Source organism: Micromonospora mirobrigensis, from assembly GCF_900091555.1.
GTDB classification, from domain to species: Bacteria; Actinomycetota; Actinomycetes; order Mycobacteriales; family Micromonosporaceae; genus Micromonospora; species Micromonospora mirobrigensis.
The window spans coordinates 407,511-433,819 of record NZ_FMCX01000001.1 but is presented as its reverse complement, the minus strand read 5'-3'; the positions used below and the strand labels follow the sequence as shown (position 1 = coordinate 433,819).

Sequence of the window (26,309 nt, the reverse complement as noted above, 5' to 3'; positions counted from 1 at the left end):
CGTCAGGTACGGGCGGGTCACATGGGCGGTGCGGTGGGTGGGGGTTCCGGCGGCAGGCTGGGTGCCAGCCGTCGCAGCGACGCGAACGTGGGGACGAGCGCGTCGTACAGCTCGGAGAAGAGCGGCAGCAGGGCCGCGTACGTCGCGGCGGCGCCCGGGTCGGGGCGTACCGTCTCGTCGATCTTGACCAGGTCGGCGGCGACGTCGATGGACTCGATCAGGCCGAGCGCCTGCATGCCCAGCAGGGCGGCCCCGAAACTGGAGCCCTCGTGGCCGGCGGGGAAGCTCACCGGCATGCCGAGCGCGTCGGCGAGGATCTGCCGCCACAGGGGGCTGCGGGCGAAGCCGCCGCTGGCCCGGACCTCGCGGACCTCGTTGCCGGCCGCGCGGACCGACTGGAGGACCAGCGCGAGCTGCTGGCAGACCCCCTCCAGGGCGGCGCGGACCAGGTGCTCGCGTCGGTGGCCGTGGGTCAGCCCGACGTACGCGCCGCGGGGCAGCGCGCTCCAGTGCGGCGCCCGCTCGCTGAGCAGGTACGGCAGCATGATCAGCCCGCCGGAGCCGACGGGCGCCCTGGCGGCGGTGGCGAGCAGCTCCTCCTCGGCGTGTTCGCCCAGCTCCGGCGCGAGCGCGTCGCCGGCCCACTGGAGCACGATGCCGCCGTTGTTGATCGCCCCGCCGACCACCCAGCGGTCCTGGGTGAGGGCGTAGCAGAAGACGCCGCCGAGCGGGTCGACGGCGGGTCGTTCGACGGCCACCCGCATGGCGCCGGAGGTGCCGATGGAGCAGGCCACCACGCCGGGGTGGACCGCGCCGAGACCGAGGTTGGCCAGCGGCCCGTCCCCGGCGCCGACCACCACCTTGGTCCCCGCGGGCAGGCCGGTGGCTTGGGCGGCCTCGGCGGTCAGCCCGGGCAGGACGGTGGTGGTGGGGACCAGTTGGGGCAGCTGCTCCTCGGTGATCCCGGCGCGCTGCAACGCCTCCGGGTCCCAGGCCAGCCGGTGGATGTCCATCAGGCCGGTGGCGGAGGCGACGGAGTGGTCGGTGACCAGCGCCTCGGTCAGTCGCAGCAGCACGTAGTCCTTGATGCCGACCCAGTGCGCGACCCGCTCGAAGAGCTTCGGTTCCTGCTCGCCGAACCAGACCAGCTTCACCATCGGGGACATCGGGTGCATCGGGGTGCCGGTACGCCGGTGCAGCGCCAGCCCCGCCGGGACGGCCCGCATCCGTTCGGCCTGCCGGCTGGCCCGGGAGTCGGCCCAGGTGATCGACCGGGTCAGTGGGGCGCCGTCGGCGTCCAGGCCGATCAGGCTGTGCATGGCGGTGCTGAACGACAGCCCGGCGACCGGCCCGGGCAGCTGGGCGACGACCTCGCGGATCGTCTCCAGCACTGCGTCGTGGATCAGTTTCGGGTCCTGCTCGGCGTACCCGGGGTGCGGCTCCTCCAGCGGGTAGCCGACGGAGTGGGTGGCGAGCTGCCGCCCGGAGGCGTCGTACGCGACGGATTTGGTGCTGGTGGTGCCGATGTCGACGCCGACAACCACCGCCGTGTCCGCCACCGGTACGCCCCCTCGCCTGCGGTGCCGGCAGCCTCGTCGCCGCCGGCTGCGGCTGACGTTACCCACGGCTGACCGGTGCTGCACGGTGTGCCGCATCTCCTCAGGTCAGCCGGGCTTTCTGCCGTCCGGAACATGAATCGACGCGCCCACATCGCCCTATCGTGCCGGTTGCTGCGCCGTTCGGGTAGAACGTCGGCTTCGTCGGCTCCGCCCCGCCCGCGTCGACCGTTGATCCGGATGACACCCCGGTTGGTGGTTCGCACGGCGAAGGAGTCGGCGTGGCGGAGACTGATGCGACGGGTTCCACCTGGCGGTACCGGTGGGCGTACCGGCAGAACGAGCGGCGGCAGGTCGCGTTCCGCGACGCCGAGCAGGCCTGGCGCCGCCGCGACGGGGAGTTGCGCCGGCTGCGGGCCGCCGCGGCGGCGCTGAGCGGAACGCCCGGCGCCGGGCTTCCCGTCGAGCTGACCCCCGGCGAGACGGTCTTCTGGGCCCAGCCGGGTGCGCAACTGGTCGAGGTGCGGCACACCGCCGTGCTGCCCGCCCCCGAGCTGCGGGTCGCGGCGGATCCGCCGCCGCTGCGCGGCCGGCGCCCGGACGGGGTGAAGGTGGTCGACGCCGGGCTCGCCGTGCTCACCAACCGCCGGCTCCTGCTGGCCGGCGGTCGCGGCCGGCGCGACTGGGCGTACGCGAAGATGACCGGCCTGGCCCACGACCCGGCGGCGCCGGTCACCCTGATCCAGGTCCTCGACCGGCGCGGCACCTCCGGCCTGCTGCTGCCGCCGGACGCGGCGGCGGAGTTCCGGTTCACCCTGACGCTGGCCTTCGCCGAGGCGATCGAGCAGCGCGAGGCGGTGCTCGGGCAGCTCGACGAGCTGATCGCCGAGCACGCCCAGCGGGAGCCGTTCCGCCCGTCGATCGTCAGCCCGGCGCAGGCCCGGCTCTCGGCCCGGGTGCCGGGTGGCCGGCGTACCGTCGCGGTGGCCGCCGCGTTCGCGCTGATCGTGCCGGCGGTGCTGCTGGAGTCCGAGCCGCCGGTGCAGACGGACGTGGCGGTGGCCGCCACCCCCGCGCCGACGCACACGCCGACCCGGCTCGCCCCGGCCGGTCCGGTGGCCCGCAAGCCTCGGCCGTCGGCGTCGCCGTCCGCGTCGCCGGAACGGTTCTGCGGCGCGCCCCGCAACCCGTTCGGGTACGACTTCTGCGGCGGCGGGGAGAAGGTGAGTCGGCCGGCCCGCGCGGTCTGCGACTTCTTCGACTGCGCGCCCGGCTTCTGGCAGGGCAAGGGTTACCTGGTGCAGTGCCGCGACGGGCAGTACAGCCTCAACGGCGGCCGGCCCGGCGTCTGCGCCCGCCACCAGGGCGCCCGCCGCCCGGTGACGCTGTAAGCACGGGCCCCTTCTTAACGCCTGCGGTATGGCAGGGGCCCCTTGTTAACAGCCCGTTCGGGGTTGCGCGCATGATCCACCATGGCCGGCGTGAGCGACGACGACGGCGACGAGCGCAAGCGTGACAAGGGTTGCGACTACGATCCGCTGCCGGCCTGCGACATCGGTCTGCTGGACTGCGATCTGGCCTGCTGCGACCTCGGGCTCTTCTCGACGGCGCTGACCCTCGGCGCGGTCACCGCCGGGGTGACCCGGGCGCCGCTGGCCGACCGGGCCGGGCGGGCCGCGATCCTCGGCTACCGGCGCTGGCTGTCGCACCGCTGGCCGGGGCGGTGCCGGTTCACCCCCAGTTGCAGCACGTACGGCCTGGCGGCGGTGGAGCGGTACGGCCTGGCGGTCGGTGGGCGGCAGGCCGCCGACCGGGTCCGCCGCTGCCGGCCCGAGGTGCCCCGTGGCACCACCGACCCGCTGCGCGATCCGGCCGACGGGCAGCTCCGTCGGGCGGCGCGGAGCGCCGGACCGGCCGGGTCCGGCCGGGTGGCGGTCGTCGATTCGCCGAGCGCCGGGTTGGGTAACGGCGAAGGGCGAGACGCGGCGGACCATCGTGAAGGCGGGGCAGCGGAATGAAGCACTTCCAGTCGCGGGCTTTCCTGCCGGTCGCGCCGCCGGTGGCAGCGCAACGGCTCAGGGTCGGCCCGGAAGGACTCGACCGCGCCCGGCCGGTCGAGCAGGTGGACGCCTGGACGATCCGGGTCCGGACCGGGATGAGCATGAGGTCGTGGGGCGAGGACGTGACGGCGTCCGTCCGGCCCGCCGAGGGTGGCTCGACGGTCGAGGTCCACAGTGGCTCGCGGCTGCGGACCACGTTGTTCGACTATGGCCAGAACCGGCGCAACGTGGAGCGGGTGCTGAGCGCCGTCGAGGGCTGACGCCCGGTGATCAGGAGCCGGCGCCGAAGTTCGGCAGGGTCAGCGTCCCGTCGTCGGCCAGGGCGAATCCCGGGTTGTGGGCGATCTCCCACACGTGCCCGTCGGGGTCGGTGAAGCAGCCGGCGTACCCGCCGTAGAAGGTCTCCCGGGGTGGCTGGGTGAGGGCGGCGCCGGCCGCCGCCGCGTCGGCGAGGATCGCGTCGACCTCCTCGCGGGAGCGGACGTTCTGCGCGAGGCTCAGCCCGCCGAAGCCGTCACCGCCGCGGTCGGCCACGCCGGCGTCGTCGGCCAGCTTGCCGCGCCCCCACAGGACGACGGCCAGCCCGCCGGCCTGGAAGAAGACGGTCTCCTCGACCTCCTGGCCACGCCAGCCGAGCCGCTCGTAGAACGCGCGGGCGCGGGCGACGTCGGCGACCCCGAGGGTGATCAGACTGATCCGCTGCTCCATCCCCGCACCGTATGCGCAGCCGACCTTGTATCAATCGGTTGACACAAGGAGTCCGCGGGCCGCATGCTGGTTTGTGCCAAGCGTTTGACACAAGAGGGGTGGTCGCGTGGCGCTGTCGCTGCTGCTGGGGATCGTCGTGATCGCGCTCGTCGTCGCCGCCCTGGCCGGGACACCGGCCGCCGGCGATCCCGCGCCCGCCCGGGTCCGCCGGACCGTCCGGGGCTGGCGGTGGGCCGGCCTGACCGTCGGGGTGGCCGCGGCCGCCGTCGCCGTGCGGGCCGACCCGCTGGGCCGGGGTACGGCGATCGCCGCGCCGCTGCTCGGCCTCTGCGTACTCGCCGGGGTCGTCGCCGGGGAGACCCGGGCCGCCCGCCCCACCGGCCCGGCCCGCGCGGCCGCCCTGGAGACCCGGCAGATCCGGCACTACCTGCCCCGATGGCCGGCCACGGCGGTCGCGGTCGCCGGTGTCGGCCTGGCCGTCCTGCTCGTCGCGACCACCGCCGCCGGTTCCCCCGACGACCAGGGTCGCGCCGGCCGATCATTCGGGTACGACTGCGGCGAGTTCACCGGCGGCCACGGCCCGTGGCCCGGCTCCTTCTACAGCCTGCCGCTGGCCGTGGTGCTGGGCGCCGGCGTCCTGCTGGCCGGGCTGGCCCTGCGCAGGGTCGTCGGTCGTCCGCGTCCGGTGGACGACGCCGGTGACCTGGTCCGTGACGACGCCGAGCGGCGCCGCTCCGGGCACGCCGTCACCGGTGCGGCCGGACTGCTGGTCGCCGTCCCGCTGATCGGCGTGTCGGTGACCGCCGCCGGGGGGCTGCTGGCCAGCCCGTGCCGACCGGCGTGGTGGACGGCCGCCGCCTGGCTGCTGCTCCTGCTGACCCCGGGCTGGCTGGCGCTGGCCGGCTGGAGCGTGACCGCCCTGCTCCGATCGGGTGCCCCGACCCCCCGGCCGGCCGTACCCGCCGCCCGATGACGCCGGCGCTGCGGCTGGACGCCGACGACCCGACGCCCCCGTACGAGCAGCTGCGCCGGCAGTTCGTCGACCTGATCGGCTCGGGCGTGCTGCCGCCGGGGGAGCGGCTGCCGCCGCTGCGCCAACTCGCCGGCGACCTGGGGTTGGCCGTCGGCACGGTGGCCCGGACGTACCGGGAGCTGGAGGCAGCCGGGCTGGTCCGCTCCCGGCGCGGCGGCGGGACCCGGGTCACCCGGGACGTCCCGCCGCCGGAGGCCGGGCCCGCCCTGGACCGGCACGCCACCGCGTACGCCCGGCAGGCGAGGCTGCTCGGCGCGGACCTGGAGGCGGCCGTCACCGCGCTGCGCCGGTCCTGGCCGGCGGGCTGATCGGCAGCAGCCCGGCGAGCACCAGCGCGGCGCCGATCGGCAGCAGGTCCAGGTTCACCGCGATCGCCACGAACCCGGCCAGCACCAGCACCGGCGCCCAGGCAGGTAGCAGCCGGGGCCGGGCCGTCGCGGCCAGCGTCAGCAGGGTGAGCAGCCCCAGCTCGAACAACAGCGGCCCACCGAAGAGCACCAGATCCGGGGTGTCGACCGCGTCGGCGAAGCCGGCGAAGAGGTCCCCGAGGATCACCCAGCCGAAGCCGACCGCCCCGACCAGCCCGGCCACCGTGGCCACGTCGGCGAGGGTGCGCCGCCGCCGCGAGCCGTCCCGCAGCACCGCCCGCAGCCCCACCATGAGGAATCCGAACAGGACGACGCCGAGCAGGAAGAGCGTGTGGCCGAGGTTCCAGGCCCAGCCGTCCTTGTCCCGGTGGCCGTCCAGGCCGTCGAGCAGGCGCAGCAGCCCGTAGGCGAGCAGCAGCAGGGAGGCCGTCACGGCGGTGGGCCGCAACCAGGGGTACGCGGTGCGCCCGGCGGCGCGGGCATCGTCGGTGATCATTGCCTCACCGTCCCGCCGCCGTCCCCCCAGAAACATCCGGTCCCGCCCCTGACCTCCCCCGGACACCCGCACCCCGAGACCTGCGTTGATCATGAAGTTGGCGGCACTTCTGTAGATCCACATCGCCGCCAACTTCATGATCAACGCCACCGGGTGGCGTGGGGTGGGGGTCAGGCGGGGCGGTGGCAGACGGCTTCGACGTTGTTGCCGTCGGGGTCGCGGACGAAGGCGCCGTAGTAGCCGGGGTGGTATTCCGGCCAGACCTTCGGGGCGTGCAGGACCTCGGCCCCGGCGGCGATCGCCGCGTCGTGGAAGGCGTGCACGGCCGCCCGATCGGGGGCGGTGAAGGCGATGTGCGCCGGCACCGGCGTCGCGCCCTCGGCGGTCGGTTCCAGCCAGAAGTCGGGGCGGTCGACGCCGTACCCGATCGGGCCGGGCTCCATCAGCCGGCGCGCGCCCAGCGGGGCGAGCACGGCGTCGTAGAAGGCGGCGGCGACCGGCAGGTCGCGCACTGGTACGGAGAAGTGGTCGAGCACGATGCCTCCCGGCGGTCCGTCGTGACCAGGTCACCCTACGAAGGGCCTACGACACTTCCGCCCGGGTGCTGGCGGATGTCGGACCCGGCTGCTGTCATGGGGCCCGTGACGGAGACCGAGGCGGCGCGGCGGACCGTGGAGACGGTGTGGCGGATGGAGTCCGGGCGGGTGGTCGCCGGCATCGCCGGCCTCGTCCACGACGTCGGGCTGGCCGAGGAGCTGGCCCAGGACGCGCTGGTCGCGGCCCTGGAACAGTGGCCGCGCGACGGGGTGCCGGCGAACCCGGGGGCCTGGCTGACCGCCGTCGGCAAACGCCGGGCGATCGACCTGATCCGCCGCCGGCAGACCCAGCAGCGCACCCTCGCCGAGCTGGGCCGGGACCTGGACGAGCAGGTCACGGTGGACTTCGACGCCGCCGTCGAGGAGCGGATCGACGACGACCTGCTGCGGTTGATCTTCGTGGCCTGCCACCCGATCCTGTCCCCGATCGCCCGCGCCGCGCTCACCCTGCGGCTGCTCGGCGGACTGACCGTCGGCGAGATCGCCCGTGCCTTCCTCACCTCGGAGTCCACCATCGGGCAGCGGATCACCCGGGCCAAGCAGACCCTGGCCACCGCCCACATCCCGTTCGAGGTGCCCACGGCGGCCGAGCGCGCCGAACGCGTCGACTCGGTCCTCGAGGTCATCTACCTGATCTTCAACGAGGGGTACGCGGCCACCGCCGGCGACGACTGGATGCGCCCCGAGCTCACCCGCGAGGCGCTGCGGCTGGCCCGGGTGCTGCAGGGGCTGATGCCCGACGAGGCGGAGGTGCACGGGCTGGCCGCCCTGCTCCAGATCCAGGCGTCCCGCATCCCCGCCCGCACCGGCCCGGACGGCGAGCCGGTCCTCCTCGACGACCAGGACCGCGCACGCTGGGACCGGCTGCTGATCAGTCGTGGGCTGGCCGCCCTGGACCGGGCGCGCGCCCTCGGCGACCCCGGCCCGTACACGCTCCAGGCCGCGATCGCGGCCTGCCACGCGCGGGCGCGTACCCCCGCCGAGACCGACTGGCCGCGGATCGCGGCGCTCTACGCGGACCTGGCGGCGCTGGTGCCCTCGCCGGTTATCGAGCTGAACCGGGCGGTCGCCGTGGCCCGGGCCGACGGGCCGGCCGCCGGCCTCGCCCTGGCCAGGGAGTTGGCGGACGAGCCGTCGCTGGCCGCCTACCACCTGCTGCCCAGCGTGCTCGGTGACCTGCTGGTGCGACTCGGCCGGCACCGCGAGGCGCGGGCCGAGTTCGAGCGGGCGGCGGAGCTGGCCGGCAACGAACGGGACCGGGCGCTGCTGCGGGACCGCGCCGCGGAATGTTTTTCGAAAGAATCTTGAACGGCGATGTCGGATCCGGGGCGACTCGTGCGACGCGTCGGTGAAAGGCCACTTCCGATGGAGAGGAACCACCCACCATGCGCTTCATGATCATGCACAAGCTGGACGAGACGGTGCCCGGCAGCTACCAGCCCACCCCGGAGTTCCTGGAGCTGCTCGGCCCGTTCATGGAGGAGGTCACCAAGTCGGGGGTGATGCTCGCCGGCGAGGGGCTGCGGCCCAGCACGGACAACGCCGCCCGGGTGAAGGTCACCGACAAGAAGACCACCATCACCGACGGGCCGTTCACCGAGACCAAGGAACTCATCGCCGGGTTCGTGCTGGTCGACGTGCGGGACAAGGCGGAGGCGGTGGAGATCGCCCGCCGGTTCGCCGACGTCTTCGCCCAGACCGGCCTGGACGTGGAGATCGACGTCCGCCGGGTCACCGAGTTCGAGGACATCAACGCCGGCTGAGCCCAGCCACTTGTTCACTCCATCGCGTCCGCGGCTTGAGGACGTGGTGAGGTCGGCCGCCGCCTGCCACCATGCTCCGGTGGCAGGCGCGACCGCCTACGCCTCGGTGAGCCGCCAGGGTGCGGCCGCGGCCGCACCCGCAACCGATGGCGGTCCGCGTGCGTCTCAACGGGTGGAGGTGCACGGGGATGAGGCGCTGCCTGCTCGCAATGACTGTCCTGCTGCTGCTCGCCGGCTGCCACACCGAGTCGGGGGACGACCTGGGCTCGCCCGCGCGGGGTGACCTGAGCGATTCACAGCTGCGGCAGCAGGCCCGCGCCGTCCTCGACCGGTACGAGCAGGTACTGCGACGAGCCGGCGGTCAGGGCCGGTTCGTGCCGGTCGGCTCGCCCCAGCGGCAGGTGGGCGACTGGGAGTTGGAGAACGGGCGGAACAAGGAGTCGCTGGCCGCCGGTGAGTTCGCGCCCGTCGCCGACCTGCCGACCCCACCGGAGCCGACGGGCAGCGTGATCTGGAACGACGGAAGCCGGGAGACGGTGCCGCTGGTCGGGGCCGAGGCCACCCTGGCCGGGTTCCGGGCCGACGGGGCGCGCTGCGACGGCTGCCCGCCGCTGCGGGTCACCGGCGCCCGGCTGACCACCCTGCGGATGGAGACGACCCGGGGCACCGCGACCGTCCCGGCGTGGGAGTACACGCTCGCCGGCACCGGGGTGCGGCTGGTCCGGGCGGCGGTCGACCCGGCTGCCACGGTCGAGGTGTCCCCGTTGCCCTGGGATTCGGAGTCGCCGAGCGCGATGAGCATCGAGAAGGCCACGACCCAGCGCGGCGACCGCACGCTGACCGTGACGTTCACCGGGGCGCCGGGGCCGGGCAGCGAGCCGTGCGGGGTGGACTACCGGGCCGAGGCGGTCCAGTCGGTGTCCGCGGTGGCGGTGATCGTCCACGCGCACCCGAACAGTTCCCAGCAGGTGTGCCCAGCCATCGGGGCTCAGCGCACCGCGACCGTGGAGCTGGCCCGTGAGCTGGGGGAGCGGGCCGTGCTGGAGGTGCAGCAGGGGCAGCCGGTCCGGCTCACCGTCACCCGCTGACAGCGGCGCGGCGCCTCCAGATAGCAGGGCGGCACGCCGTCCCCAGTCCGAAAAGGATTTGCCCACCACCGGTAGCATCCACGCTGGGTAGCGGAAGGCTGCCGTCATCGTGACGGCCGGGCATCCGGCAGGCGTCGGGCCCCGGGCCGTCGAGCGCGGGCCGACACACGGGGGAAGCCATGTTCGAGCGGTTGGGCAGATTCGTCGTACGCAGGGCGTGGTGGGTGATCGGGGGCTGGCTGCTCGCCGCGATCGCGATCATCACCGCGGCACCGTCGCTGTCCGACATCACCTCCGCCGACCAGGAGAGCTTCCTGCCCAAGTCGTACGAGTCGGTGCAGGCCACCGAGCTGGCGAAGAAGGCATTCCCGCAGCAGGCCACCGCCACCGCCACCATCGTGGTCAAACGCGCCGACGGGCAGCCGCTCACCGAGGCCGACCAGACGAAGGTCGGCGAGCTGGCCCAGGCGTTGAAGGCGAAGAACATCCCGCACACCGAGGGCTACCTGACCGGCCCGCCGGCCGTCGCCCCGGACAAGTCGGTGCAGGTGGTCAATGTCGGCCTGGACGCGCCGACCCCGGACGACCCGGCGCTGCTGGATTCCGTACGCGACCTGCGCTCCTCGCTCGGCCCGGCGCTGTCCGGCAGCGGGCTGAGCGCCGGGGTGGCCGGCGACGTGGCGAGCTTCGTCGACAACGAGGACACCTTCAACAGCGCCTTCGCCGTGGTCGGTGTCGCCACGATCATCCTGATCATCGGGCTGATCCTGATCATCTTCCGCAGCCCGATCGCCGCGCTGCTGCCCGTCGTGGTGATCAGCGTGGTCATGGCGGTCACCAGCGGGCTGGTCGCCGCCGCCGGCAAGGCCTTCGACCTCAACGTCAGCCAGGACCTCCAGACCATCCTGCTGATCGTGCTCTTCGGCATCGGCACCGACTACATCCTGTTCCTACTGTTCCGCTACCGGGAGCGGCTGCGCGCCGGCGACGACAAGCGCACCGCGATGATCGTCTCCGTGGAGCGGGTCGGCGAGGTCATCACCTCGGCAGCCGGCGCGGTGATCGTCGCTTTCCTCGTACTCCTGCTCGCGTCCCTGGGGTTCTTCGGCTCGCTCGGTCCGGCGCTCGCGATCGCCGTGGCGGTCATGCTGGTGACCTCGCTGACCCTGATCCCGGCGATCGTGTCGCTGCTCGGCCGGTGGGTGTTCTGGCCGTCGAAGGCCTGGCAGAAGGCGCCGAAGGCCACCATGGCCCGCCGGCTCGGAACCGTGATCGGCCGCCGGCCCGCGTTGGTCGCCGCCGCGTCCGGCGCCCTGCTCGTGGCGCTGGCCGCCGGCACGCTCAGCTACCAGGCGGACTACGACTTCAGCGCCGGCTTCCCGCAGGACACCGAGTCGGCGAAGGCCGCCAAGGACCTGCAACGCGGCTTCGCCGCCGGGGCACTCGCCCCCACCGAGGTCTACCTGACCACCGGCAACGGCAGCCCGCTCACCGACCAGCAGGTCAACGGCTTCGCCGCCGCCGCGGCCGACGCCCCCGGCGTGGCCCGGGTGCAGCCGGCCGAACGCGGCACCGACCCGAGCGTCGCCCGGGTCAACCTGCTGCTCAACGAGAACCCGGTCTCCAACGAGGCGATCACCCTGGTACGCGACGACCTGCGCGACGCCCTGCACGCCAAGGCGCCCGCCGGCACGAAGGCGCTGGTCGGCGGGCCGACGGCGATCTTCGCGGACATCAACTCGGCCAACAACCGGGACCTGTCGGTGATCCTGCCCGTCGCCGCCGCGCTGATCGCGCTGATCCTCGCGCTGCTGCTGCGCAGCCTGGTCGCGCCGATCTATCTGGTGATCGCCGTGCTGCTGAACTTCGCGGCCACGCTGGGGGCGACGGTCTACCTGTTCCAGGGCTTGCAGGACAAGCCTGGGGTGACGTTCCAGTTGCCGATCATCCTGTATCTGTTCGTGGTGGCGATCGGGACGGACTACAACATCCTGATGATCGCGCGGCTGCGGGAGGAGGCTCGGGAGGGTCACGAGCCGCACCAGGCGGCTGCCATTGGGGTGGAGCATGCCGGGCCTACGGTTGCCGCGGCCGGGCTGATCCTCGCGGGGACGTTCGGGGTGCTGATGTTGGCGCCGATCTCGTTCCTGCAGCAGATGGGGTTCGCGGTGGCGATCGGGATCGTGCTGTCGGCGTTCGTGATGTCGATGTTCTTCGTGCCGGCGGTGACCGCGCTGATCGGGCACAAGGCTTGGTGGCCGGGGCATGGGGACGCGCGGCGGACCGACGGGCCGCACGCTGAGCCGGAGCCGGCGGGCGCGGCCACGGTGTAGGGGCGAAGGTCCCGCCCCGCGGTGACCGCACCCCCTGCCGCCCCGGACGGGACGGGCGCACGCTGAAGGTGCCCACCTGTCCGGCGGCGGCGCGCCGGCAGCAGCGTCGGGAGGGGCCATGAACGCCACACGGCCGGCTGTCCGCGGCAAGATCCGGCACCGGGCCCTCGCGGCCACCCTCGCCGCCCTGGCGTTGGCGATGGCGGCTACCTCACTCGTCGGTCCGCTCGGGCTTGGCCTGATGCGCTACCGCACCTCACCCAACACCCTGCACCAGCTGCTCGGTAGCGACCTCGCCGCGCTGGTCGCGGTGGCTCCGCTAACGGTGGCCGCTGCCGTGCTCGCGCTGCGCCGCCATCCGGTCGCGCCGCCGCTGGCCGTCGGCCTGGCGGTGTACGCGCTCTATACGTACGCGCAGGTCATCATCGGGCAGGAGTACCTGCGGGAGCCCGGCAACGTGGAGCGGTTCTTCCCGCTGCTGCTGGTGGTGTTCCTGCTCGCCGAGGCGGTGCTGGTGCTCGGCTGGCGCGCGCTGCCGCCGACCCTGCCGTCGCCGTCGCCGCGGCTGGGTCGGGTCGCCGGGCTGACGCTGCTGGTGGTGGCGGCGTTCCTGGTGTTCGGGCTGCACCTGCGGTCGATGGTGATGGCATGGTCGGATCCGTCGTCACTCACCGAGTACGCGTCGAGCCCAACGCCGTTCTGGATGGTCAAACTCATGGACCTGGGGGTCGTCGCCCCGGCCGCCGTGGTCGTCGGCGTCGGGATGCTGCGTCGAGCCGGGTGGGCGCGGCGGGCGGCGTACGCGCTGCTCACCGGGTGGACGTGCCTCGCGGCGTCGGTGACTGCCATGGCGGTGGTGATGGCCGTCGATGGGGACCCGGACGCGTCGGTGGCGCTGGCCTGCGGGTCCGGGGTGGCCGCTATTGCGTTGGGTGGGCTGACGGTGGCCTTCTACCGGTCGCTGATGACGCGGTGCAGGACCGCGCCGGCCACGCCGATGTGCTGGTGCGCGCCGGACGTCCCCCGGGACGTGGCACTCGGCTGGATGCCCACGCCAAGGGCCGTCCCGGCGAGCACGGCGCGGCCGGCCGGGACGATGAAGCCGGTTCAGGCGTCGCCGGGCGGACCAGTGGACTCTCGTAGGCGCTCCAACCTTTAAGCCGCTGAGCGGAAGGTCTCGTAGCGAACCTCAAGACGATCGCGATCCGGTCGGGCAGATCGCTCAGAGGGAAGACCGATCCTCCTACCGTGCATGTCTTGGATGCCGTGGCGCAGCATCGGACCGTCCACCTCCTTCCGAATGTCGGGCCGCACTTCCACGACGTGATCAGGACGGATGCCAAGGATGTTCTCATCAAAGGCAGCGTGGTGGATCTTGCAAAGAGCTAGACCATTCGGGACCACTGGCTCGCCCTGAGGTAGGCCATCAGGGATGATGTGTGCGGCGTCGAGCAGCGAGCGATGGCGTAACTGGCAGATTGCGCATTGAGTGGCATACGCCTTGAGCACCCTAGCGCGGAAGACTGGCTGGTGGAGGCGGAGCTTTGTCAGCCGCTCGACATAGCGCCGCCGCTCTTCGTCTATTACGCTTCTCGGTTGGATCATTCGCTGTGCCTCGTCAAGGGCAACGACAAACTGCAAGTCTTTCCGCTCGTCACCGACCAGCCATACGGGATAGCGGGGCAAGAAAACGCCAGGGGCGATTCCAACAAACCAAAAGAGGGGAAGGTTCCATTCGTGGGCTTTGCGTAGTGCCACGTTTTCCGGATGGTCCGGATCGCTGCCGCGATACTTGTAGCGAAGTAGCCCATCCGGCCCCTCCCGGTCCTCGTATGGCGGCGGTTGACCCGGCTTCGTAAAAGTGGTTTTGATGGAGAGGGCGGCGTCGAGTATGGCGGGCTTTCGAATCCCTCGCTGCCGATCGATGAGTGGAATTCGAGCACCCTCGAACACGAATTCTTCGAGCTCATCGCGGGTTACCAGCTCTTGGTGGATCTGGCTTCGTTCGGTTAGCCATTGGGCGGCTGCTGAGCGAAGGCGTGAGTCGAAAGCCGCGTCTGCCATGATCGACATCCTGCCACTGCGTCTCTTTGTCTGCCTTCATCCGAACGGCTCACTTGCTGCGGGCGAATACCTGGGCGGCGTGTTGTGGAGATCTCCTAACGCCAACCTAGCTTGCCTGAAATCGGATTATCTGTACGGTTTTCTCCCATGAGGGAGGGCTGGATAGAAGTGCCGTCCGCGCTCCTGCACCTTGAAGTAAATCCAGGTGTCGTATATAGCTCGGATGCGTTGCCAGCTGCGCTTTGACGTGCGGAAATGCGTACACCGGGACGTTCGCGCCGAGTGCTTCGTTGAGGACGCCGAGCGCGAGCGTGTCGTTGATCCCCAGCGCCCACTTGTTGATCACGTTGAACGTCGCCGGCACCACGGCGACAACATCCGCCGGCGGGTGCGGCTCCGGCTCTCCCGGCATCCGCCACTCCACCCGCACCGGATAGCCCGTCTGCTGCGCCAACGCCTCCCGATCGATCCAGGTGGCAGCGGTCGGCGTAGCGGTCAGGCACACCGTCCACCCGTCCTCTTGCAGAAGCTGGATCAGCTCCCCGATCCGCAACACCGGAGGAGCGGCACAGGCCACGAGCGCCAACACCCCGCGACGGGTCATGTCAGCAACTCGGCTCGTTCAGCCAACGGCCGTAGCCCCGGTGTCGCCACCCGCCGCTCCTTGGCCAGCAGGTCGAGCAGCAGCGATCGTGCCTGCACGTTGGCGTAGACCATCTCGGCCCCCAGCCGCTCCGCTTCGAGAAGATGCAGCACCGACACCGACCGGTCCCCGGAGGACATCATTGCTGCTGCCGCCAGGTCCACGTGCACCTGCGCCCGTCGACCGACCAGCACCGCCGGCAGGCGCGAGGTGTCGAGCCGTACCCCGATCTCCTGCGCCTGCTCACCGTTCCCGGCGACTACGGCAGCGGAGACGGCATGGATGGCGACATTGGTCGGACCGAACCCGGTCCACAAGAGGTTGCGATCGGATCCGAGGATTCTCGCCAATTCATTGGCCTGCGTGAGGAACTGGCCGGCTTCCTTGGCCTGACCCTGCCGGGCGCTCATCACCGCGGCCAGGAGCATCAGTGATCCCCGAGCCGAAAGTAGATCGGGCTCCGCAGCGGCGTTACCGAGCCGGTCGATGCTGACCAGCGCGATCTGTTGCGCCTCGTGATCCCTCCCGGGGAGGCGCAGAAGGGCACATGCCGCCTGGTAGGCCGCCATGGCTGCCAGGGCTCGGTCATCGGCCAGACGAGCAGCGGTGGCAGCCCGATCGGACGTCAGCAGGGCGGTGTCGCGGTCGCCGACTTTGATCGCCAACTTCGAGGCCGCCAAGTAGGCGGCGGCGAGCAGCCGGAAGGCGGCACTGCGGTGCAGTCCCGTCGTCTCCCCGGCCAGGGCCGTCGTCTGGTTGAGCACCTCTGGAAGTAGGCGAGCGGCAGAGGTGTAGCTCGCTCGCTGGTACAGACCATGCACTCGGCCGACAGCCCGCCGCGCCTCATTCACCGACGGACATGGGCCGGCAGGAGCCGGTAGGTAGCTGGAGAGAAAGGTCCGTAGCCCGTTCAGCAGTTCGGACCGGGCGGCGGGGGCGGGGCTCCGAGCGTCTTCTCCCATGGTCTGCCCTCGGTGTGCTGTCACTGACACGTCGATGAGCATGCCGTCGAGCTGTTCGAGCGTAACTGCCAACGCGGAGGCGATCCGGGTCCGATGCCACGGCTGCGGGTCTGTCTCGGCGTTCTCCCAGCGCACGACCGTGGACCGTTCCACACCGAGGAGTTCGGCCAGACGCTCCTGGCTGTACCCGAGCGCCTTACGCCGCTGGCTGAGCCGGTGTCGCTTCAACGCCATCCGCGATCTCCTTTCCCCTGCCGCCACTGTAGTGACAGTCCGTAGAGCGGGCGGGCACGCAAACGCCTCAGTTCTGCGTCACCGAGGCCTCTCCGCTGCTGTAGTTCCTGCTCGGCTGCGGCACGAGGCTGATCACATGGCCCGGGGCGGGTGCCGGGCTCCGGCCGCGTCGTTCCCCCGTACGGCAGCGGCCGTCCCCGCCCGCCCCGGCGCCACTCCACCGCACCGCGACCCGGGAGGCGCCCACCGATGCCCGCCGTACTCGACGACTTCCCCGTCCTCACCCCGGTCACCGACGAGGACCTGACCCTCGCAGCACTCGCGGTCCGCGTCCACGCCCCGGAGTCCTGGCCGGAGGGCCCGCTCTGCCGCAGCGAACGCGTCCCCTACCCGTGCCGCCTCGCCCGCTGGGGCCGGGCGACCCTCGACGCCGTCGGCCTCACCGAGAATGACCTGGCGGTGCCGCGCCCATGATCTACGTGACCGGCGACCGCCCCCTCCCGCACCAGATCCGCGCCGCCACCTTCGACACCCGCTGGCGCGGCCTGGACCCCACCCAGGTCCACGCCTACCTCGCCCGGATCGCCGACGAACTCGACCGTGTGCGCCGCGACCTGACCACCGCCACCACCGAGGCCGAACGCATCCGCCAGGCCCTGCGCCAGTGGCAGTCCCGCCACGCCGCCTGCCACCACCCCGACCAGAGTTCACCCAACAGCCGGTGGCCCAGGTGAGCCGCTGGATCATCCACCTGCCCACCACGCTGACCAGCCGAGAGACCGCCGCCGGCCTGGCCGCCGTACTCAAGACCTCCCTCGACCACGTCGACGCCATCGACTTCGGGGAGACCACCCTCAGCGAGGAGGACGCCCAGCACCTGCGCCACCGCGTCTGGTGCGACACCCGCCTGCCCGGCGGCCGGCGGTGCCGGCTGGGGGACCGGCATCCGGGCCCGTGCGGGACGGCGGGCGAGGGCTGATCGGCGTGCCGTCCGGAGGACGCCCGAGACCGAGGACCTGGCCGGTTTCACGCCTGCGCGGCCGTACACGACGGAAGCCGTCATCAACGCGCCCGGCGTGCACGTGGTCCTGGACGGCGGCGTCGTCCTCTACGTCGGTCGGACCGGGAACCTGCGCGACCGGCTACGCCAGCACCTGACCGGCAACCGGGACTCGTCGGTGCTGCACCAGCAGGTCGGCGCCGAGCTGGACCGGCGCGGGCCGGTGGCCACGGCTGCGGACATCGCCGACTGGCTGGGCGGGCGCGAGGTCCGCTGGCAGGAGACCGACAACCCGGAGGGTACGAAGGAAGCGCTGCTCCTGGCCCTGAAGCCCCGCTTCAACCGGCAGCTGCCCAAGCCCCGTTGACGGAGGATGGGCCGGCCGCACCGTGCTCAGCGGGAGAAGTACAACCGGATCCGGGCACCCGTCCCGCCGGGGGCGACGGCCACGTCGTCGGCCAGGCCCCAGGCCAGCCACATTCCCCGGCCGCCCTCCTGGGTCTTGCCGGGCGGGACGTAGCCGGTGGTCTCGTCGGGCAGCCCCGGACCCTGGTCGGCCACCTCGACGACCAGCCGGTCCGCCTCGGACCAGCAGGCCAGCTCGGCGGCGGCCGAGACGCGCAGGGCGTTGATCACCAACTCGTGGATGGCGAGGACGGCGTCGTCGGCCCGGGCCTCCCACGCGTCCGCCAGCCAGGCCTGGACGCCGTGGCGGGCCTCCCTGGGGTTGACCACCGACAGCACGGCGGCGTTGCGGGGACGCTCACCCCACGCCGGCTGGACCGAGCGGATGAACTGCTGCGGATCCTGGTACGCCGGGGTGGCGACCGGCGCGTCCCCGGCCCAGGCCAGCGGGTGGGTGCGGGCAACGGCCTCGAGGACCGTCGCGGGAAGCCGCTCGGCGTCGTGCAGGCACAGGCTGTAGTAGGGCAGCTCGGCGTAGCAGCGGTTGGCGACCGACTCGTACCGGCTCCACTTCCGGCCATCCTCCCGGCCCAGCCAGACCGGCTCCGCTACCAGGCGCCAGGTCGGCACCGAGGCGTGCAGCACCCGCAGGTCCCGGTCATAGGCTCGCAGGGTGTCGTGCCCGCCGCGCCACCAGTTCTCGGCGGCGGTGAACGCCGCCAGCCGGCTCACGTCGGCGCCCAGCTCGTCGGCGAGCAGCGTACGCACCCGATCGCCGGCGACGACCAGCACCGGCTCGCCCCGGGACAGCCCCTCGGCGACGAACGGCACCACCCGGTCGATGAGTTCCCGATCGGTGCGGAAGGTGAACCCCTCGTGCGCGAACGTGCTGCCGTCCCAGTCGCCGGTCGGGCGGATCCCGGTCATGCGGCCGCCCCCTGCGCGTCCAGCAGGTCGAACAGCTCGAGGCAGTGGGACACCGTCCGGCGCGGCCTGATCAGCCGCAGCCGCACTCCGGTCTGCGCCAGCAGCCGGACCGCCCGGGCCAGCATGCGGGCGCCCGCGGCGTCGAGGAACTCCAGGTCTGTCAGGTCGAGCACCACCTCACCGGGGGATCCGCCGGTGAGGTCGACCAGCGCGGGGAACACGTCGTCGACCAGATCGTGGTCCACCTCGCCGTGCAGCGCCGGGTCGGCGAACGTCCAGCAGACGTGGTCTCCGGGGTGCAGGCCTGTCGGCGAGTACCACCGCCGTAAGGCAGTCACGACGACCACGCTACCCGCGCGATTCGACGCCGGCCAGTGGATCATCCGGGGCGTGAGCTGGGCGCGCGCACCTCCGAAGCCGCCTCGAGGTGGCCGGCCATCACCGCCAGGATCCGTACGGTCTCCGCGTACTCCTCGGGGGTGAGGCCGCGCATCAGCAGCCGCCGCGTCTCGCCCACCCGTTCGGCCGCGGTCGCGTCGAACCGCTGGTCGATCAGGTTGTGCAGGTGCTTGAGCCAGTAGCCGATCGGCCGCTCGGTCCCGCTCACCGCGTCTCCTCCGTCGGACTCCCTGCCTACCGCACCGGCGCCACCTGCCCCCGTGTCAGGCGGCGCCGGCCGGGCAGCGGTCAGCGGTCGAGGAAGGCGAGCGTGACCGCCGCGAACAGCGGCGAGTCGGGCATGTTGTAGTGCGTCACCCCGGGCAGGATGGCCAGCGCGTGCCCACCGGCCGGCCGTCCCTCACCCATCCAGCCGCCGTCGCGCAGCCCGCCGTCGAGCAGCTTGAACACCTCGACGTAGTGGCTCGGCGGGGCCATGTCGGCGTCGCCGGCCACCACCATCGTCGGCACCCGCAGGCCGCGGACCTCCTCGGTGAAGTCGAAGTCGTTGGCCATCGCCGCGCCGATCTTGTCGAGCAGCCGGGGGAAGTCCTCCGGACGCGGCGCGACCCGCATGTACAGCTCGTACATCGGGGTGTCCTTGAGGAACTCGACGGCGGCGGCGCCCATCTGGCCCTGCTGCGCCCGCATCTCCGGGTAGATGGCGTCGCTGCGGATGTTGGCCGACGCGCTGACCACCCGGCCGACCTTCTCGGGGTGGCGGATGCCGACGTGCAGGGCGACGCCGCCGCCGAGGGAGAAGCCGACGACGTCGGGCTTGTCCAGGCCGAGGTGGTCGATGAGGGCGGCGATGTCGTCGGCCATCGTCGGGATGTCCAGCGGCCGGTCGATGTCGGCGGTGCGGCCGTGTCCTTGCAGGTCGGGGAGGATGACCTGGTGCTTGGCGGCCAGGGCGGGCAGGATCGCGCCGAACATCTCGCCGGAGCCGAGGCCGCCGTGCAGCAGGATCATCGGGCTGCCCTGCCCGTGCGTCTCGTAGTACAGGTGCAGGCCGTTGACGTCGGCGTACTCGCCGGTGACGGTGGCGGCGGTCTGCGCGGTGGTGCTCATGGTGGGTTCCTCCGGGTCGCGTCCTGTCATGTTGCTGGGTGGACCGGGCGGGTGCCGGGAACTCATCGGTGCCCGCGACACTTTTTCCGAGGGCCCCGGGTTGTCGGGGGTGCGGGTTAGGTTGTCGGCATGAGCGAGGTGGCGACCAGCACGTCCGTCGAGGAGCTCCTGGAGCCTTACCGGTCCGAGCTGACCGGCTACTGCTATCGGATGCTCGGCTCCGCGTTCGAGGCCGAGGACGCGGTGCAGGACACGTTCGTGCGTGCCTGGCGCAGCTTCGAGCGGTTCGAGGGCCGGTCTGCGTTGCGGACCTGGCTCTACCGGATCGCCACGAACGTCTGCCTGAGCATGCTGACCAGCGCCCAGCGCCGGGTCCGCCCGATGGACCTCGGTCCCGCCGGTTCCGGCGACGCGACCGACCCCGGCGAGCCGCGCCCGGACGAGATCTGGACGGGGCCGGCGCCCGACGACCGGGTTCTGCCCGAGCGCGCCGACCCCGCCGAGGTGATCGCTGGCCGGGAGTCGGTGCGGCTGGCGTTCGTGGCCGCGCTGCAACACCTGCCGCCCAGGCAGCGGGCCGTGCTGATCCTGCGGGAGGTGCTGGCCTGGTCGGCGCAGGAGGTCGCCGAGCTGCTCGACACCAGCGTCGCCAGCGTCAACAGCGCCCTGCAACGGGCCCGCGCCACCATCGCCGCCGCGGACACCGGCGGCGACGTCCGCCGGCCCCTCGACGAGGAGCAGCGGGCGCTGCTCGCCCGCTACGTGCGGGCCTTCGAGGCGTACGACCTGACGGCGTTGACCGCGCTGCTGCACGAGGACGCCACCCTGTCCATGCCGCCGCTGCCGCTGTGGCTGCGCGGCCCCGACGACATCGCCGCCTGGATGGCCGGCACCGGTCGCGGCTGCCGCGGCTCCCGGCTGGCGCCGACGCTGGCCAACGGTCAGCCGGCGTTCGCGCAGTACCGTCCCGACCCGGACGGCCCGGGTCACGTGCCGTGGGCGCTGATCGTCCTGGACATCTCAGCGGGCCGGATCGCCCGGCTCAACTACTTCCTCGACACCGACCACCTGTTCCCGCTCTTCGGCCTGCCCGACCGGCTCGAAGAGGGCACCGGCGAGGCCGAGCAGGCCGGCCAGCTCGCGCAGGCCGGTCCCGGCGCCGCTGACCGTCAGCCACCAGCCGTGCCGGCGGGCGGTCATCCGTAGCCGGGCCAGCGCCTCCACCACCACCAGGTCGGCATCGACCACCGCGGCCACGTCGCAGACGACCACCCCGGGCTCACGGCCGCGCAGCGCCTCCGCCAGGTCGGCGCAGAGGGCGGGAACGTCCGCCCGGGTCAGGGTCGCGCCGACGGCGAAGCAGAGCACGGAGGTGGCCACGCCGGTAGGACCGCCGGCAGCCGGAAAACTCACCGCTGCCGGTCCGGCGATCCGGTACGCCCCCTACTTCCCGTGCGGGTCGGCGGTGTTGAGCATCGCCACCACCTGGTCGTAGTCGCCGCGCGCCTCGCCGTGGCGGAGGAACTTCACCCGCTCCACCTGGATCTCCTTCGCGTCGGGTTGCGCCTCGATCAGCGCCACCACCTCGGCCACGAAGTCGTCCAGCGGCATCGCGAACTCGCTGTTCTCCTGCCCCGGCAGCAGCCCGGTACGCACCGCCGGCGGCACCAGCTCCACCACCTTCACGCCGGTGTCGGCCAGTTGCAGCCGGATCGACTCGCTGAGCATGTGGATGGCGGCCTTCGACGCGTTGTAGCTGGGGGTGGCGGCCAGCGGCGCGAACGCCAAACCCGAGGAGACCGTCATGATCGTGGCGTCCGGCCGGCTCCGCAGGTGCTCGACGAACGCGGCGATCAGCCGGATCGGGCCGAGCACGTTGGTGGTGATGATCGACTCGGCGGAGTCGAGGAACCCGGCCGGGTGGTGCCAGTCCTCGACGCGCATGATGCCGGCCATCGCCACCAGGACGTTCAGGTCCGGGTGCCGCTCCAGCACCTGGCGGGCGCCCGAGGCGATGCTCACCGGGTCGGCCGTGTCGATCTCCACGGTGTCGATCCCCGGATGGTCGGCGGCGATCTTCGCCAGCACGTCGGCCCGCCGGCCACCGAGGATGACGGTGTTGCCCCTGGCTTGCAGCTCCAGCGCGAGGGCCAGGCCGATCCCGCTCGTCGAGCCGGGGATGAAGATGGTGTTCCCGGAAATGTCCATGCCACCAGCCTGCCGCCAACCCGGTTCGCCGGTGCAGAGACCGCTCATCGGGGGATCCACGATCCCTGGTTGGGCCGCCGGACCGGCGGATACTGGGATCATGGACCGCGCAGCCCTGGCCGACTTCCTCCGCCGCCGCCGCGAAGGGCTGCAACCCTCCGACGTCGGGCTCGCCCCCGGTGCCCGCCGCCGCGCCCCCGGTCTGCGCCGCGAGGAGGTCGCCGCGCTCGCCGCCATGTCGACCGACTACTACACCCGCCTCGAACAGCGGCGCGGACCACAGCCCAGCCCGCAGATGCTCACCGCGCTGGCCCGGGCGCTGCGCCTCACCGGCGGGGAACGCGACTACCTGTTCCGGGTGGCCGGGCAGAACGCCCCGACCCCGGTCACCGCGGCCACCCACGTCGCCCCGGCGCTGCTGCGGGTGCTGGACCGCCTCGAGGACACCCCCGCGCTCATCCTGTCCAACCTCGGCGAGACGCTCGTGCAGAACCGGCTGTCCAAGGCCCTGCTCGGCGACCGGTCCCGGCACACCGGGCTGGCCCGCAGCGAGGCGTACCGGTGGTTCACCGAACCCGACGAACGGCTGCGCTACCCGCAGGACGACCGGGCCCGGCAGAGCCGCGCCCAGGTCGCCAACCTGCGGGCCGCGTACGGGACGATGGGCCCGTAGTCCCGCGCCGGCGAGCTGGTCCGCGCGTTGCAGAAGGCCAGCCCCGAATTCGCGGAGCTGTGGGAACGCCACGAGGTGGCCCAGCGCTTCGTCGACCACAAGACCATCGTCCACCCCGAGCTCGGCCCGATCGAGCTGGACTGCCAGGTGCTCTTCACCGAGGACCAGTCGCAGGCGTTGCTGGTGCTGACCGCTCCGCCACGCAGCGAGGCGGACGAGAAGCTGCGCCTGCTCGCCGTGCTCGGCCACGAACGTTTTCCCGCTGGGCGGCCCTGACCGGCCGGTGAATACTGCCGCGCATGGAGTTCCTGATCTACCACCGGGACCGGCCCGGCTCGGCGGCGCTATGTGACGAGCTGATCGAGGCGCACTGGGCCTACATGGACCGGTACGCCGAGCAGATGATCGCCCGCGGGCCGACCCTCGCCGACGACTTCGACACGCCTACCGGCAGCGTGCACATCCTCGACCTGCCCGATCCGGCCGCCGCCCGCGCGTTCGCCTTCGACGAACCCAACTACCAGGCCGGCGTCTACCGCGACGTGCTGATCCGCCGGTGGCGCAACACGCTGGGACGCACCATGTGGCAGTTTCCCGGCGGCCGGAACGGCGGCAGCCGCTACCTGGTGCTGGGGCTCGGCGCCGGGCCGGCGGCCGACCTGACCACGCCCGCCGACGCGGGGGAGTTGATCGCGTACGGGCCGCTGCTCTCCGACGACGGCGCCGGCTGGCTCGGCACCGCCGCCCTCGTCCGAGCGCCGGACCCCGACTCGGCGCGGGCCGTCCTCACCACCGGCCGGTACGCCGCCGTCGAGGTGCACAACTGGCAGTTCGGCGGCCGACCGGCCTGAGTCTCCCGCCCGCGCCCCTGCCGGCGAACGGCGGAACGCCCGGACACCCACCGTCACGGCGGGCATCCGGGCGCTCAACTTCCGTGCGGCCGGTGGTTAAGAAGGGGCCCCTGCTATACCGAATGCGTTAACAGGGGGCCCCTCCTTACACCTCAGCCGGGCTGGACGACGCCGTTCACCTTCAGGGTGTACGGGGCGTACTGCTGGACCTGCTCGGTCGGCTCGTCGTAGGCGACGATCGCGACCACCTTCGGGAACAGGAAGAGAAGCGCCCGCTGCGCCGGAGTCAACGTCACGCTCGACTTGCCGTCGAACTGGAGCTGCAGCGCGATGGAGTGCTTCTCGTCGAGGCCGACGAGCCGCAGGTTCCAGTTGTTCACCGCGACCGGCTTGATCTCGGTGGGCGAGTCGAACGGGGCGAGGCTGCTGCCGTCGCTGATCGTCGTCCCGCCGACGGTGATGTCGTCGATCAGCAGGCCACCCTCGTTGACGCCACCGTCGCTGACGTAGCGGAAGCCGAGCAGGACGCTCTTGCCGGCGTACGCGGACAGGTCGTAGGTGTGCGCCTCGAACCCGTCGGTGGTGCCGTTGAGCGCCGGGCCGAGCGGCCCGTCGACCGTCTTGTCACCGGGGATGGCGGTGTAGGTGGCGCCGCCGTCGGTGGAGACGGTGACGTACCCGTAGTCGAAGCCCGCCTCGGCGCCGTACTTGGCGACGAAGCGCAGCGTCGGGTCGGTCGTCGGCACGGTCACCGGGGTGACCGCGGTGGCGTCGGTGTTGTTGACGTTGCCGGAGAACAGCACCGGATTGCCGGGACGGTCCGGGTCGTCGTTGACGACGGTCCAGGCCAGCGGCTGCGCCGGCAGGGTCGTGGCGCCGGTGAAGGAGAGCGACCGCAGGTCACGGCCGCGCAGCACCGTGCCGTCGGCCTTCTGCAGCGGCACGTAGTCCGCCCCGTTCGGCGCCGCGCCCGGGGTGGCGTACGCCCGCGGGTTGGCCAGGTTGACCGTGGAGCGCAGGCTCGGGCTGGTCACCCGGCTCTTCGGCACACCGAGCATCACACCGCGGCGGTCCCCGACGACCTTGTCCACCAGGACCATGGTCTGGTAGTCGTGGATCACCTGGTACATGTTCTTGACGCCCTCGGCGGCCAGCAGCGCCTGCAGGCTGGCCAGACCCTGCCGCGCACCGTCACGGTGCAGGGCGGAGATGAAGTCCGTGCCGTAGCGGTCGTAGAGGAACTGCATGAACTCGTACGCGTTGCCGTAGTCGGCGAGCACCGCGTTCGGGTTCGGGCTCTCCCCCCACAGGGTCAGCGAGTTCTCCGGCCCACCGCAGTCACGCGGGTTGGTGTTGTACGGCGTCTGCACCGGCCCGAAGCCCTGGAAGCAGTACAGGTGGCTGTCCGCGCCCCGGTCGAACACGGTGGCGGTGGTGTCGACGTAGCCCACGAGCGACTGGGCGAAGTCGGACAGACCCTCGTTCATCCAGGTCGTCTCGAACGGGTCGGTGTACGAGTGCAGCAGGTGCTGGTACTCGTGGGCGAAGGTGCCCTCGTAGTTGCGCGGCCGGGCCGGGCGGCTGGTGCACAGGTCGTCGGTCGGCTCGTTCGGCGGGTTGGCGCCGGTGCGGTGCGCCCAGTCGAACGCGTCGATCGTCATCACGTTGCGGTCGAACAGCTCGTTGAGCTGCGAGGAGAAGAACCCGGCGATGTAGGTCGGGGCGGCCGGGAAGGTGTAGTAGTTGTCGTCGCGGACGTTGTCGACCAGGGTGACGGTCTTGCTGCCGCCGCCGGTGTAGTCGCCGCCGTTGCCGCTGGCGTCCGCCCCGAGCAGCGCGTTGCTGCCGTCGCGGTCCGGCGCGACGCTGAACGCCGCCGACTCCTTCGGGTACATGTTGTTGTCGAACTCGTTGACCAGGTCCGCCACCTGCGCGTCGGTGACCGTCGTCGAGTCCGGGATCTGGGCGCGGCAGTCACCGGCCGGGAAGGCGATGTCGTTGGCCACCCACACCTCGATGTGGTTGCCGACGCCCCGCAGGGTGTAGTCCTTGCGGTAGTACCGGCCCTGGAGGTCGTCGAGTCCCAGCCACTGCCGGACGGTGCCGACCGCCGGCGTCTCGGCCGCCGCGAGGCCCTTCGACCGGGCCTGCGCCCGCGGCTGGTAGCGGGTCGGGGTCTTGACCGGCTTGCCGTCGAGGGTGAAGTCCTTGCGGGTGAGTTCCCGGGTGTCGTCGGTCCGGGCCTGCTTAGCAGCGTCCGCAGTGGTGGGTGCGGCGGGTGCGGCCACCGCGGCGGATGCGTGCACGACGCTGAACAGAGGTAGAACGATGGAGATGGCTGCTGCACCGGCGAGGCGGCGACGTGCCATTGGCCCCCCTAAGGGAATCTGAAATGGATCGTCGGCGGGGTACCGATCGATCGTTGTGCCAATGACGTTCGTAGCCGGAGAAGTTGCCGTTGGCAACAGGTGCGCCACGACAATCTTCAGGTGGGGCCGACCGGGCCATCACCCATCCGACCGGTGGCCGCACCGGTCAGACGTTCGGAGAGAGCCGTCGCGGTGCGGTCGCCCGGGACCGGACGGTCGTGCGTCGCCGCTATGCCGGGGACGCCGCCAGGCTCGGCAGGAGTCCCACGGACGTCAGTCGTTCACATGCCGTCGCGATGTGATCCGCGGTGAACAGGCGGGCCTTGCGGCCACTCCATCCGGAGCAGCCGACCGGCGGCGAGAATGGCGGGCAGGTTGTCGATGTGGGTGAAGTGCATGATCCATGCCTGTGTGGCGGGGATGCGCACGACCGTCCTCAGTGGTGCGAAGGGGTGGTGAAGAG

30 protein-coding genes and 2 pseudogenes are annotated in these 26,309 nt (G+C 72.1%); 17 read left to right on the top strand and 15 right to left on the bottom strand.

Features of this window, described 5'->3' with window-relative positions:
- Positions 1–17: 17 nt before the first annotated feature.
- The gene (locus tag GA0070564_RS02095) at positions 18–1,559 is read right to left on the bottom strand and encodes a gluconokinase (protein ID WP_091601633.1); all 1,542 of its coding nucleotides are present in this window, start codon (positions 1,557–1,559) and stop codon (positions 18–20) included.
- Between the two features lie 278 nt (positions 1,560–1,837).
- Between GA0070564_RS02095 and GA0070564_RS02090 the strand changes: the two genes are divergently transcribed.
- The 3 genes from GA0070564_RS02090 to GA0070564_RS02080 all read left to right on the top strand — a co-directional run bounded on the left by GA0070564_RS02090 (position 1,838) and on the right by GA0070564_RS02080 (position 3,876).
- Positions 1,838–2,947, top strand: coding sequence for a hypothetical protein (locus tag GA0070564_RS02090; protein ID WP_091601629.1), 1,110 nt, complete (start codon positions 1,838–1,840; stop codon positions 2,945–2,947).
- A gap of 90 nt (positions 2,948–3,037) precedes the next feature.
- Positions 3,038–3,574: a membrane protein insertion efficiency factor YidD gene (yidD, locus tag GA0070564_RS02085; protein ID WP_245669786.1), complete on the top strand. Its 537-nt coding sequence runs from the start codon at positions 3,038–3,040 to the stop codon at positions 3,572–3,574.
- The gene (locus GA0070564_RS02080; protein ID WP_091601623.1) at positions 3,571–3,876 is read left to right on the top strand and encodes a DUF1499 domain-containing protein; all 306 of its coding nucleotides are present in this window, start codon (positions 3,571–3,573) and stop codon (positions 3,874–3,876) included. Before yidD ends, GA0070564_RS02080 begins: the two co-directional genes overlap by 4 nt.
- A 10-nt stretch (positions 3,877–3,886) precedes the next feature.
- On the opposite strand, the gene GA0070564_RS02075 is transcribed toward GA0070564_RS02080, so the two are convergent.
- Positions 3,887–4,324 (bottom strand): VOC family protein, encoded by a 438-nt coding sequence (locus GA0070564_RS02075; protein ID WP_091601620.1) that lies wholly within the window; start codon positions 4,322–4,324, stop codon positions 3,887–3,889.
- A gap of 106 nt (positions 4,325–4,430) precedes the next feature.
- Between GA0070564_RS02075 and GA0070564_RS02070 the strand changes: the two genes are divergently transcribed.
- Both GA0070564_RS02070 and GA0070564_RS02065 read left to right on the top strand, forming a co-directional pair.
- The gene (locus GA0070564_RS02070) at positions 4,431–5,297 is read left to right on the top strand and encodes a hypothetical protein (RefSeq protein ID WP_245669785.1); all 867 of its coding nucleotides are present in this window, start codon (positions 4,431–4,433) and stop codon (positions 5,295–5,297) included.
- Positions 5,294–5,665 (top strand): GntR family transcriptional regulator, encoded by a 372-nt coding sequence (locus tag GA0070564_RS02065; RefSeq protein WP_091601617.1) that lies wholly within the window; start codon positions 5,294–5,296, stop codon positions 5,663–5,665. Before GA0070564_RS02070 ends, GA0070564_RS02065 begins: the two co-directional genes overlap by 4 nt.
- Here GA0070564_RS02065 and GA0070564_RS02060 read toward each other — a convergent pair.
- Positions 5,631–6,221 (bottom strand): hypothetical protein, encoded by a 591-nt coding sequence (locus GA0070564_RS02060; protein WP_091601615.1) that lies wholly within the window; start codon positions 6,219–6,221, stop codon positions 5,631–5,633. The two genes, GA0070564_RS02065 and GA0070564_RS02060, sit on opposite strands and share 35 nt — an antisense overlap.
- Positions 6,222–6,391: 170 nt before the next feature.
- The gene (locus GA0070564_RS02055; protein ID WP_425412416.1) at positions 6,392–6,760 is read right to left on the bottom strand and encodes a VOC family protein; all 369 of its coding nucleotides are present in this window, start codon (positions 6,758–6,760) and stop codon (positions 6,392–6,394) included.
- 150 nt (positions 6,761–6,910) lie between these two features.
- On the opposite strand from GA0070564_RS02055, the gene GA0070564_RS02050 reads away from it, so the two are divergent.
- From GA0070564_RS02050 to GA0070564_RS02030, 5 genes are all read left to right on the top strand, one after another.
- Positions 6,911–8,125 carry an RNA polymerase sigma factor gene (locus GA0070564_RS02050; protein WP_218104884.1) on the top strand — a complete coding sequence of 405 codons (1,215 nt, stop codon included), beginning with the start codon at positions 6,911–6,913 and terminating at the stop codon, positions 8,123–8,125.
- Between the two features lie 86 nt (positions 8,126–8,211).
- On the top strand, positions 8,212–8,580 hold the full coding sequence (locus GA0070564_RS02045) for a YciI family protein (RefSeq protein WP_245669784.1): 369 nt from the start codon (positions 8,212–8,214) through the stop codon (positions 8,578–8,580).
- Positions 8,581–8,789: 209 nt separating this feature from the next.
- On the top strand, positions 8,790–9,668 hold the full coding sequence (locus tag GA0070564_RS02040) for a hypothetical protein (protein WP_091601603.1): 879 nt from the start codon (positions 8,790–8,792) through the stop codon (positions 9,666–9,668).
- A gap of 179 nt (positions 9,669–9,847) precedes the next feature.
- Complete coding sequence (locus tag GA0070564_RS02035; RefSeq protein WP_091601601.1) at positions 9,848–12,001, top strand: MMPL family transporter; 2,154 nt, start codon at positions 9,848–9,850, stop codon at positions 11,999–12,001.
- Positions 12,002–12,119: 118 nt separating this feature from the next.
- Complete coding sequence (locus GA0070564_RS02030) at positions 12,120–13,160, top strand: hypothetical protein (protein WP_091601599.1); 1,041 nt, start codon at positions 12,120–12,122, stop codon at positions 13,158–13,160.
- Here the strand turns inward: GA0070564_RS02030 and GA0070564_RS02025 are convergent.
- From GA0070564_RS02025 to GA0070564_RS02015, 3 genes are all read right to left on the bottom strand, one after another.
- Positions 13,157–14,065 carry an HNH endonuclease gene (locus tag GA0070564_RS02025; RefSeq protein WP_091604377.1) on the bottom strand — a complete coding sequence of 303 codons (909 nt, stop codon included), beginning with the start codon at positions 14,063–14,065 and terminating at the stop codon, positions 13,157–13,159. The two genes, GA0070564_RS02030 and GA0070564_RS02025, sit on opposite strands and share 4 nt — an antisense overlap.
- Before the next feature lie 106 nt (positions 14,066–14,171).
- Entirely contained in the window at positions 14,172–14,669 is a 498-nt protein-coding gene (locus GA0070564_RS02020) for a flavoprotein (RefSeq protein ID WP_091601597.1), read from the bottom strand.
- Complete coding sequence (locus GA0070564_RS02015) at positions 14,666–15,904, bottom strand: helix-turn-helix transcriptional regulator (RefSeq protein WP_091601593.1); 1,239 nt, start codon at positions 15,902–15,904, stop codon at positions 14,666–14,668. Before GA0070564_RS02015 ends, GA0070564_RS02020 begins: the two co-directional genes overlap by 4 nt.
- A gap of 249 nt (positions 15,905–16,153) precedes the next feature.
- Between GA0070564_RS02015 and GA0070564_RS02010 the strand changes: the two genes are divergently transcribed.
- From GA0070564_RS02010 to GA0070564_RS01995, 4 genes are all read left to right on the top strand, one after another.
- Positions 16,154–16,378 (top strand): hypothetical protein, encoded by a 225-nt coding sequence (locus tag GA0070564_RS02010; RefSeq protein WP_091601590.1) that lies wholly within the window; start codon positions 16,154–16,156, stop codon positions 16,376–16,378.
- Positions 16,375–16,638 carry a DivIVA domain-containing protein gene (locus GA0070564_RS02005; RefSeq protein WP_091601587.1) on the top strand — a complete coding sequence of 88 codons (264 nt, stop codon included), beginning with the start codon at positions 16,375–16,377 and terminating at the stop codon, positions 16,636–16,638. Before GA0070564_RS02010 ends, GA0070564_RS02005 begins: the two co-directional genes overlap by 4 nt.
- Positions 16,635–16,883, top strand: a complete 249-nt coding sequence (locus GA0070564_RS02000) for a hypothetical protein (RefSeq protein ID WP_091604374.1) — start codon at positions 16,635–16,637, stop codon at positions 16,881–16,883. The genes GA0070564_RS02005 and GA0070564_RS02000 overlap by 4 nt, the downstream gene beginning before the upstream one ends.
- 97 nt (positions 16,884–16,980) lie before the next feature.
- Positions 16,981–17,271 carry a GIY-YIG nuclease family protein gene (locus GA0070564_RS01995; RefSeq protein ID WP_091601584.1) on the top strand — a complete coding sequence of 97 codons (291 nt, stop codon included), beginning with the start codon at positions 16,981–16,983 and terminating at the stop codon, positions 17,269–17,271.
- Between the two features lie 26 nt (positions 17,272–17,297).
- On the opposite strand, the gene GA0070564_RS01990 is transcribed toward GA0070564_RS01995, so the two are convergent.
- From GA0070564_RS01990 to GA0070564_RS01975, 4 genes are all read right to left on the bottom strand, one after another.
- Entirely contained in the window at positions 17,298–18,236 is a 939-nt protein-coding gene (locus GA0070564_RS01990) for a sensor histidine kinase (RefSeq protein ID WP_091601581.1), read from the bottom strand.
- Positions 18,233–18,574: an STAS domain-containing protein gene (locus GA0070564_RS01985; RefSeq protein ID WP_218104868.1), complete on the bottom strand. Its 342-nt coding sequence runs from the start codon at positions 18,572–18,574 to the stop codon at positions 18,233–18,235. The genes GA0070564_RS01990 and GA0070564_RS01985 overlap by 4 nt, the downstream gene beginning before the upstream one ends.
- A 41-nt stretch (positions 18,575–18,615) precedes the next feature.
- Positions 18,616–18,843 carry a hypothetical protein gene (locus GA0070564_RS01980; RefSeq protein ID WP_091601576.1) on the bottom strand — a complete coding sequence of 76 codons (228 nt, stop codon included), beginning with the start codon at positions 18,841–18,843 and terminating at the stop codon, positions 18,616–18,618.
- Positions 18,844–18,923: 80 nt separating this feature from the next.
- The gene (locus GA0070564_RS01975; RefSeq protein WP_091601573.1) at positions 18,924–19,745 is read right to left on the bottom strand and encodes an alpha/beta fold hydrolase; all 822 of its coding nucleotides are present in this window, start codon (positions 19,743–19,745) and stop codon (positions 18,924–18,926) included.
- A 129-nt stretch (positions 19,746–19,874) separates the two neighbouring features.
- On the opposite strand from GA0070564_RS01975, the gene GA0070564_RS01970 reads away from it, so the two are divergent.
- A complete protein-coding gene (locus GA0070564_RS01970; protein ID WP_091601570.1) occupies positions 19,875–20,951 on the top strand; it encodes a sigma-70 family RNA polymerase sigma factor in 1,077 nt (358 codons plus the stop codon).
- Here GA0070564_RS01970 and GA0070564_RS30420 read toward each other — a convergent pair.
- Positions 20,922–21,113, bottom strand: a pseudogene (locus GA0070564_RS30420) (hypothetical protein); the annotation flags it as partial. The gene GA0070564_RS01970 and the pseudogene GA0070564_RS30420 sit on opposite strands and share 30 nt — an antisense overlap.
- Before the next feature lie 75 nt (positions 21,114–21,188).
- Positions 21,189–21,953, bottom strand: coding sequence for an SDR family oxidoreductase (locus GA0070564_RS01960; RefSeq protein ID WP_091604371.1), 765 nt, complete (start codon positions 21,951–21,953; stop codon positions 21,189–21,191).
- A 100-nt stretch (positions 21,954–22,053) separates the two neighbouring features.
- Here GA0070564_RS01960 and GA0070564_RS01955 point away from each other — a divergent pair.
- Positions 22,054–22,902: pseudogene (locus GA0070564_RS01955) on the top strand (helix-turn-helix transcriptional regulator).
- Positions 22,903–22,925: 23 nt separating this feature from the next.
- Complete coding sequence (locus GA0070564_RS01950) at positions 22,926–23,477, top strand: YciI family protein (RefSeq protein ID WP_091601568.1); 552 nt, start codon at positions 22,926–22,928, stop codon at positions 23,475–23,477.
- 152 nt (positions 23,478–23,629) lie between these two features.
- Here GA0070564_RS01950 and GA0070564_RS01945 read toward each other — a convergent pair whose 3' ends face one another.
- Together GA0070564_RS01945 and GA0070564_RS29130 are read right to left on the bottom strand one after the other, a co-directional pair.
- Positions 23,630–25,783 (bottom strand): choice-of-anchor J domain-containing protein, encoded by a 2,154-nt coding sequence (locus GA0070564_RS01945; protein ID WP_342672521.1) that lies wholly within the window; start codon positions 25,781–25,783, stop codon positions 23,630–23,632.
- Between the two features lie 344 nt (positions 25,784–26,127).
- Positions 26,128–26,274 carry a hypothetical protein gene (locus GA0070564_RS29130; RefSeq protein ID WP_176730527.1) on the bottom strand — a complete coding sequence of 49 codons (147 nt, stop codon included), beginning with the start codon at positions 26,272–26,274 and terminating at the stop codon, positions 26,128–26,130.
- Between the last annotated feature and the right edge of the window lie 35 nt (positions 26,275–26,309).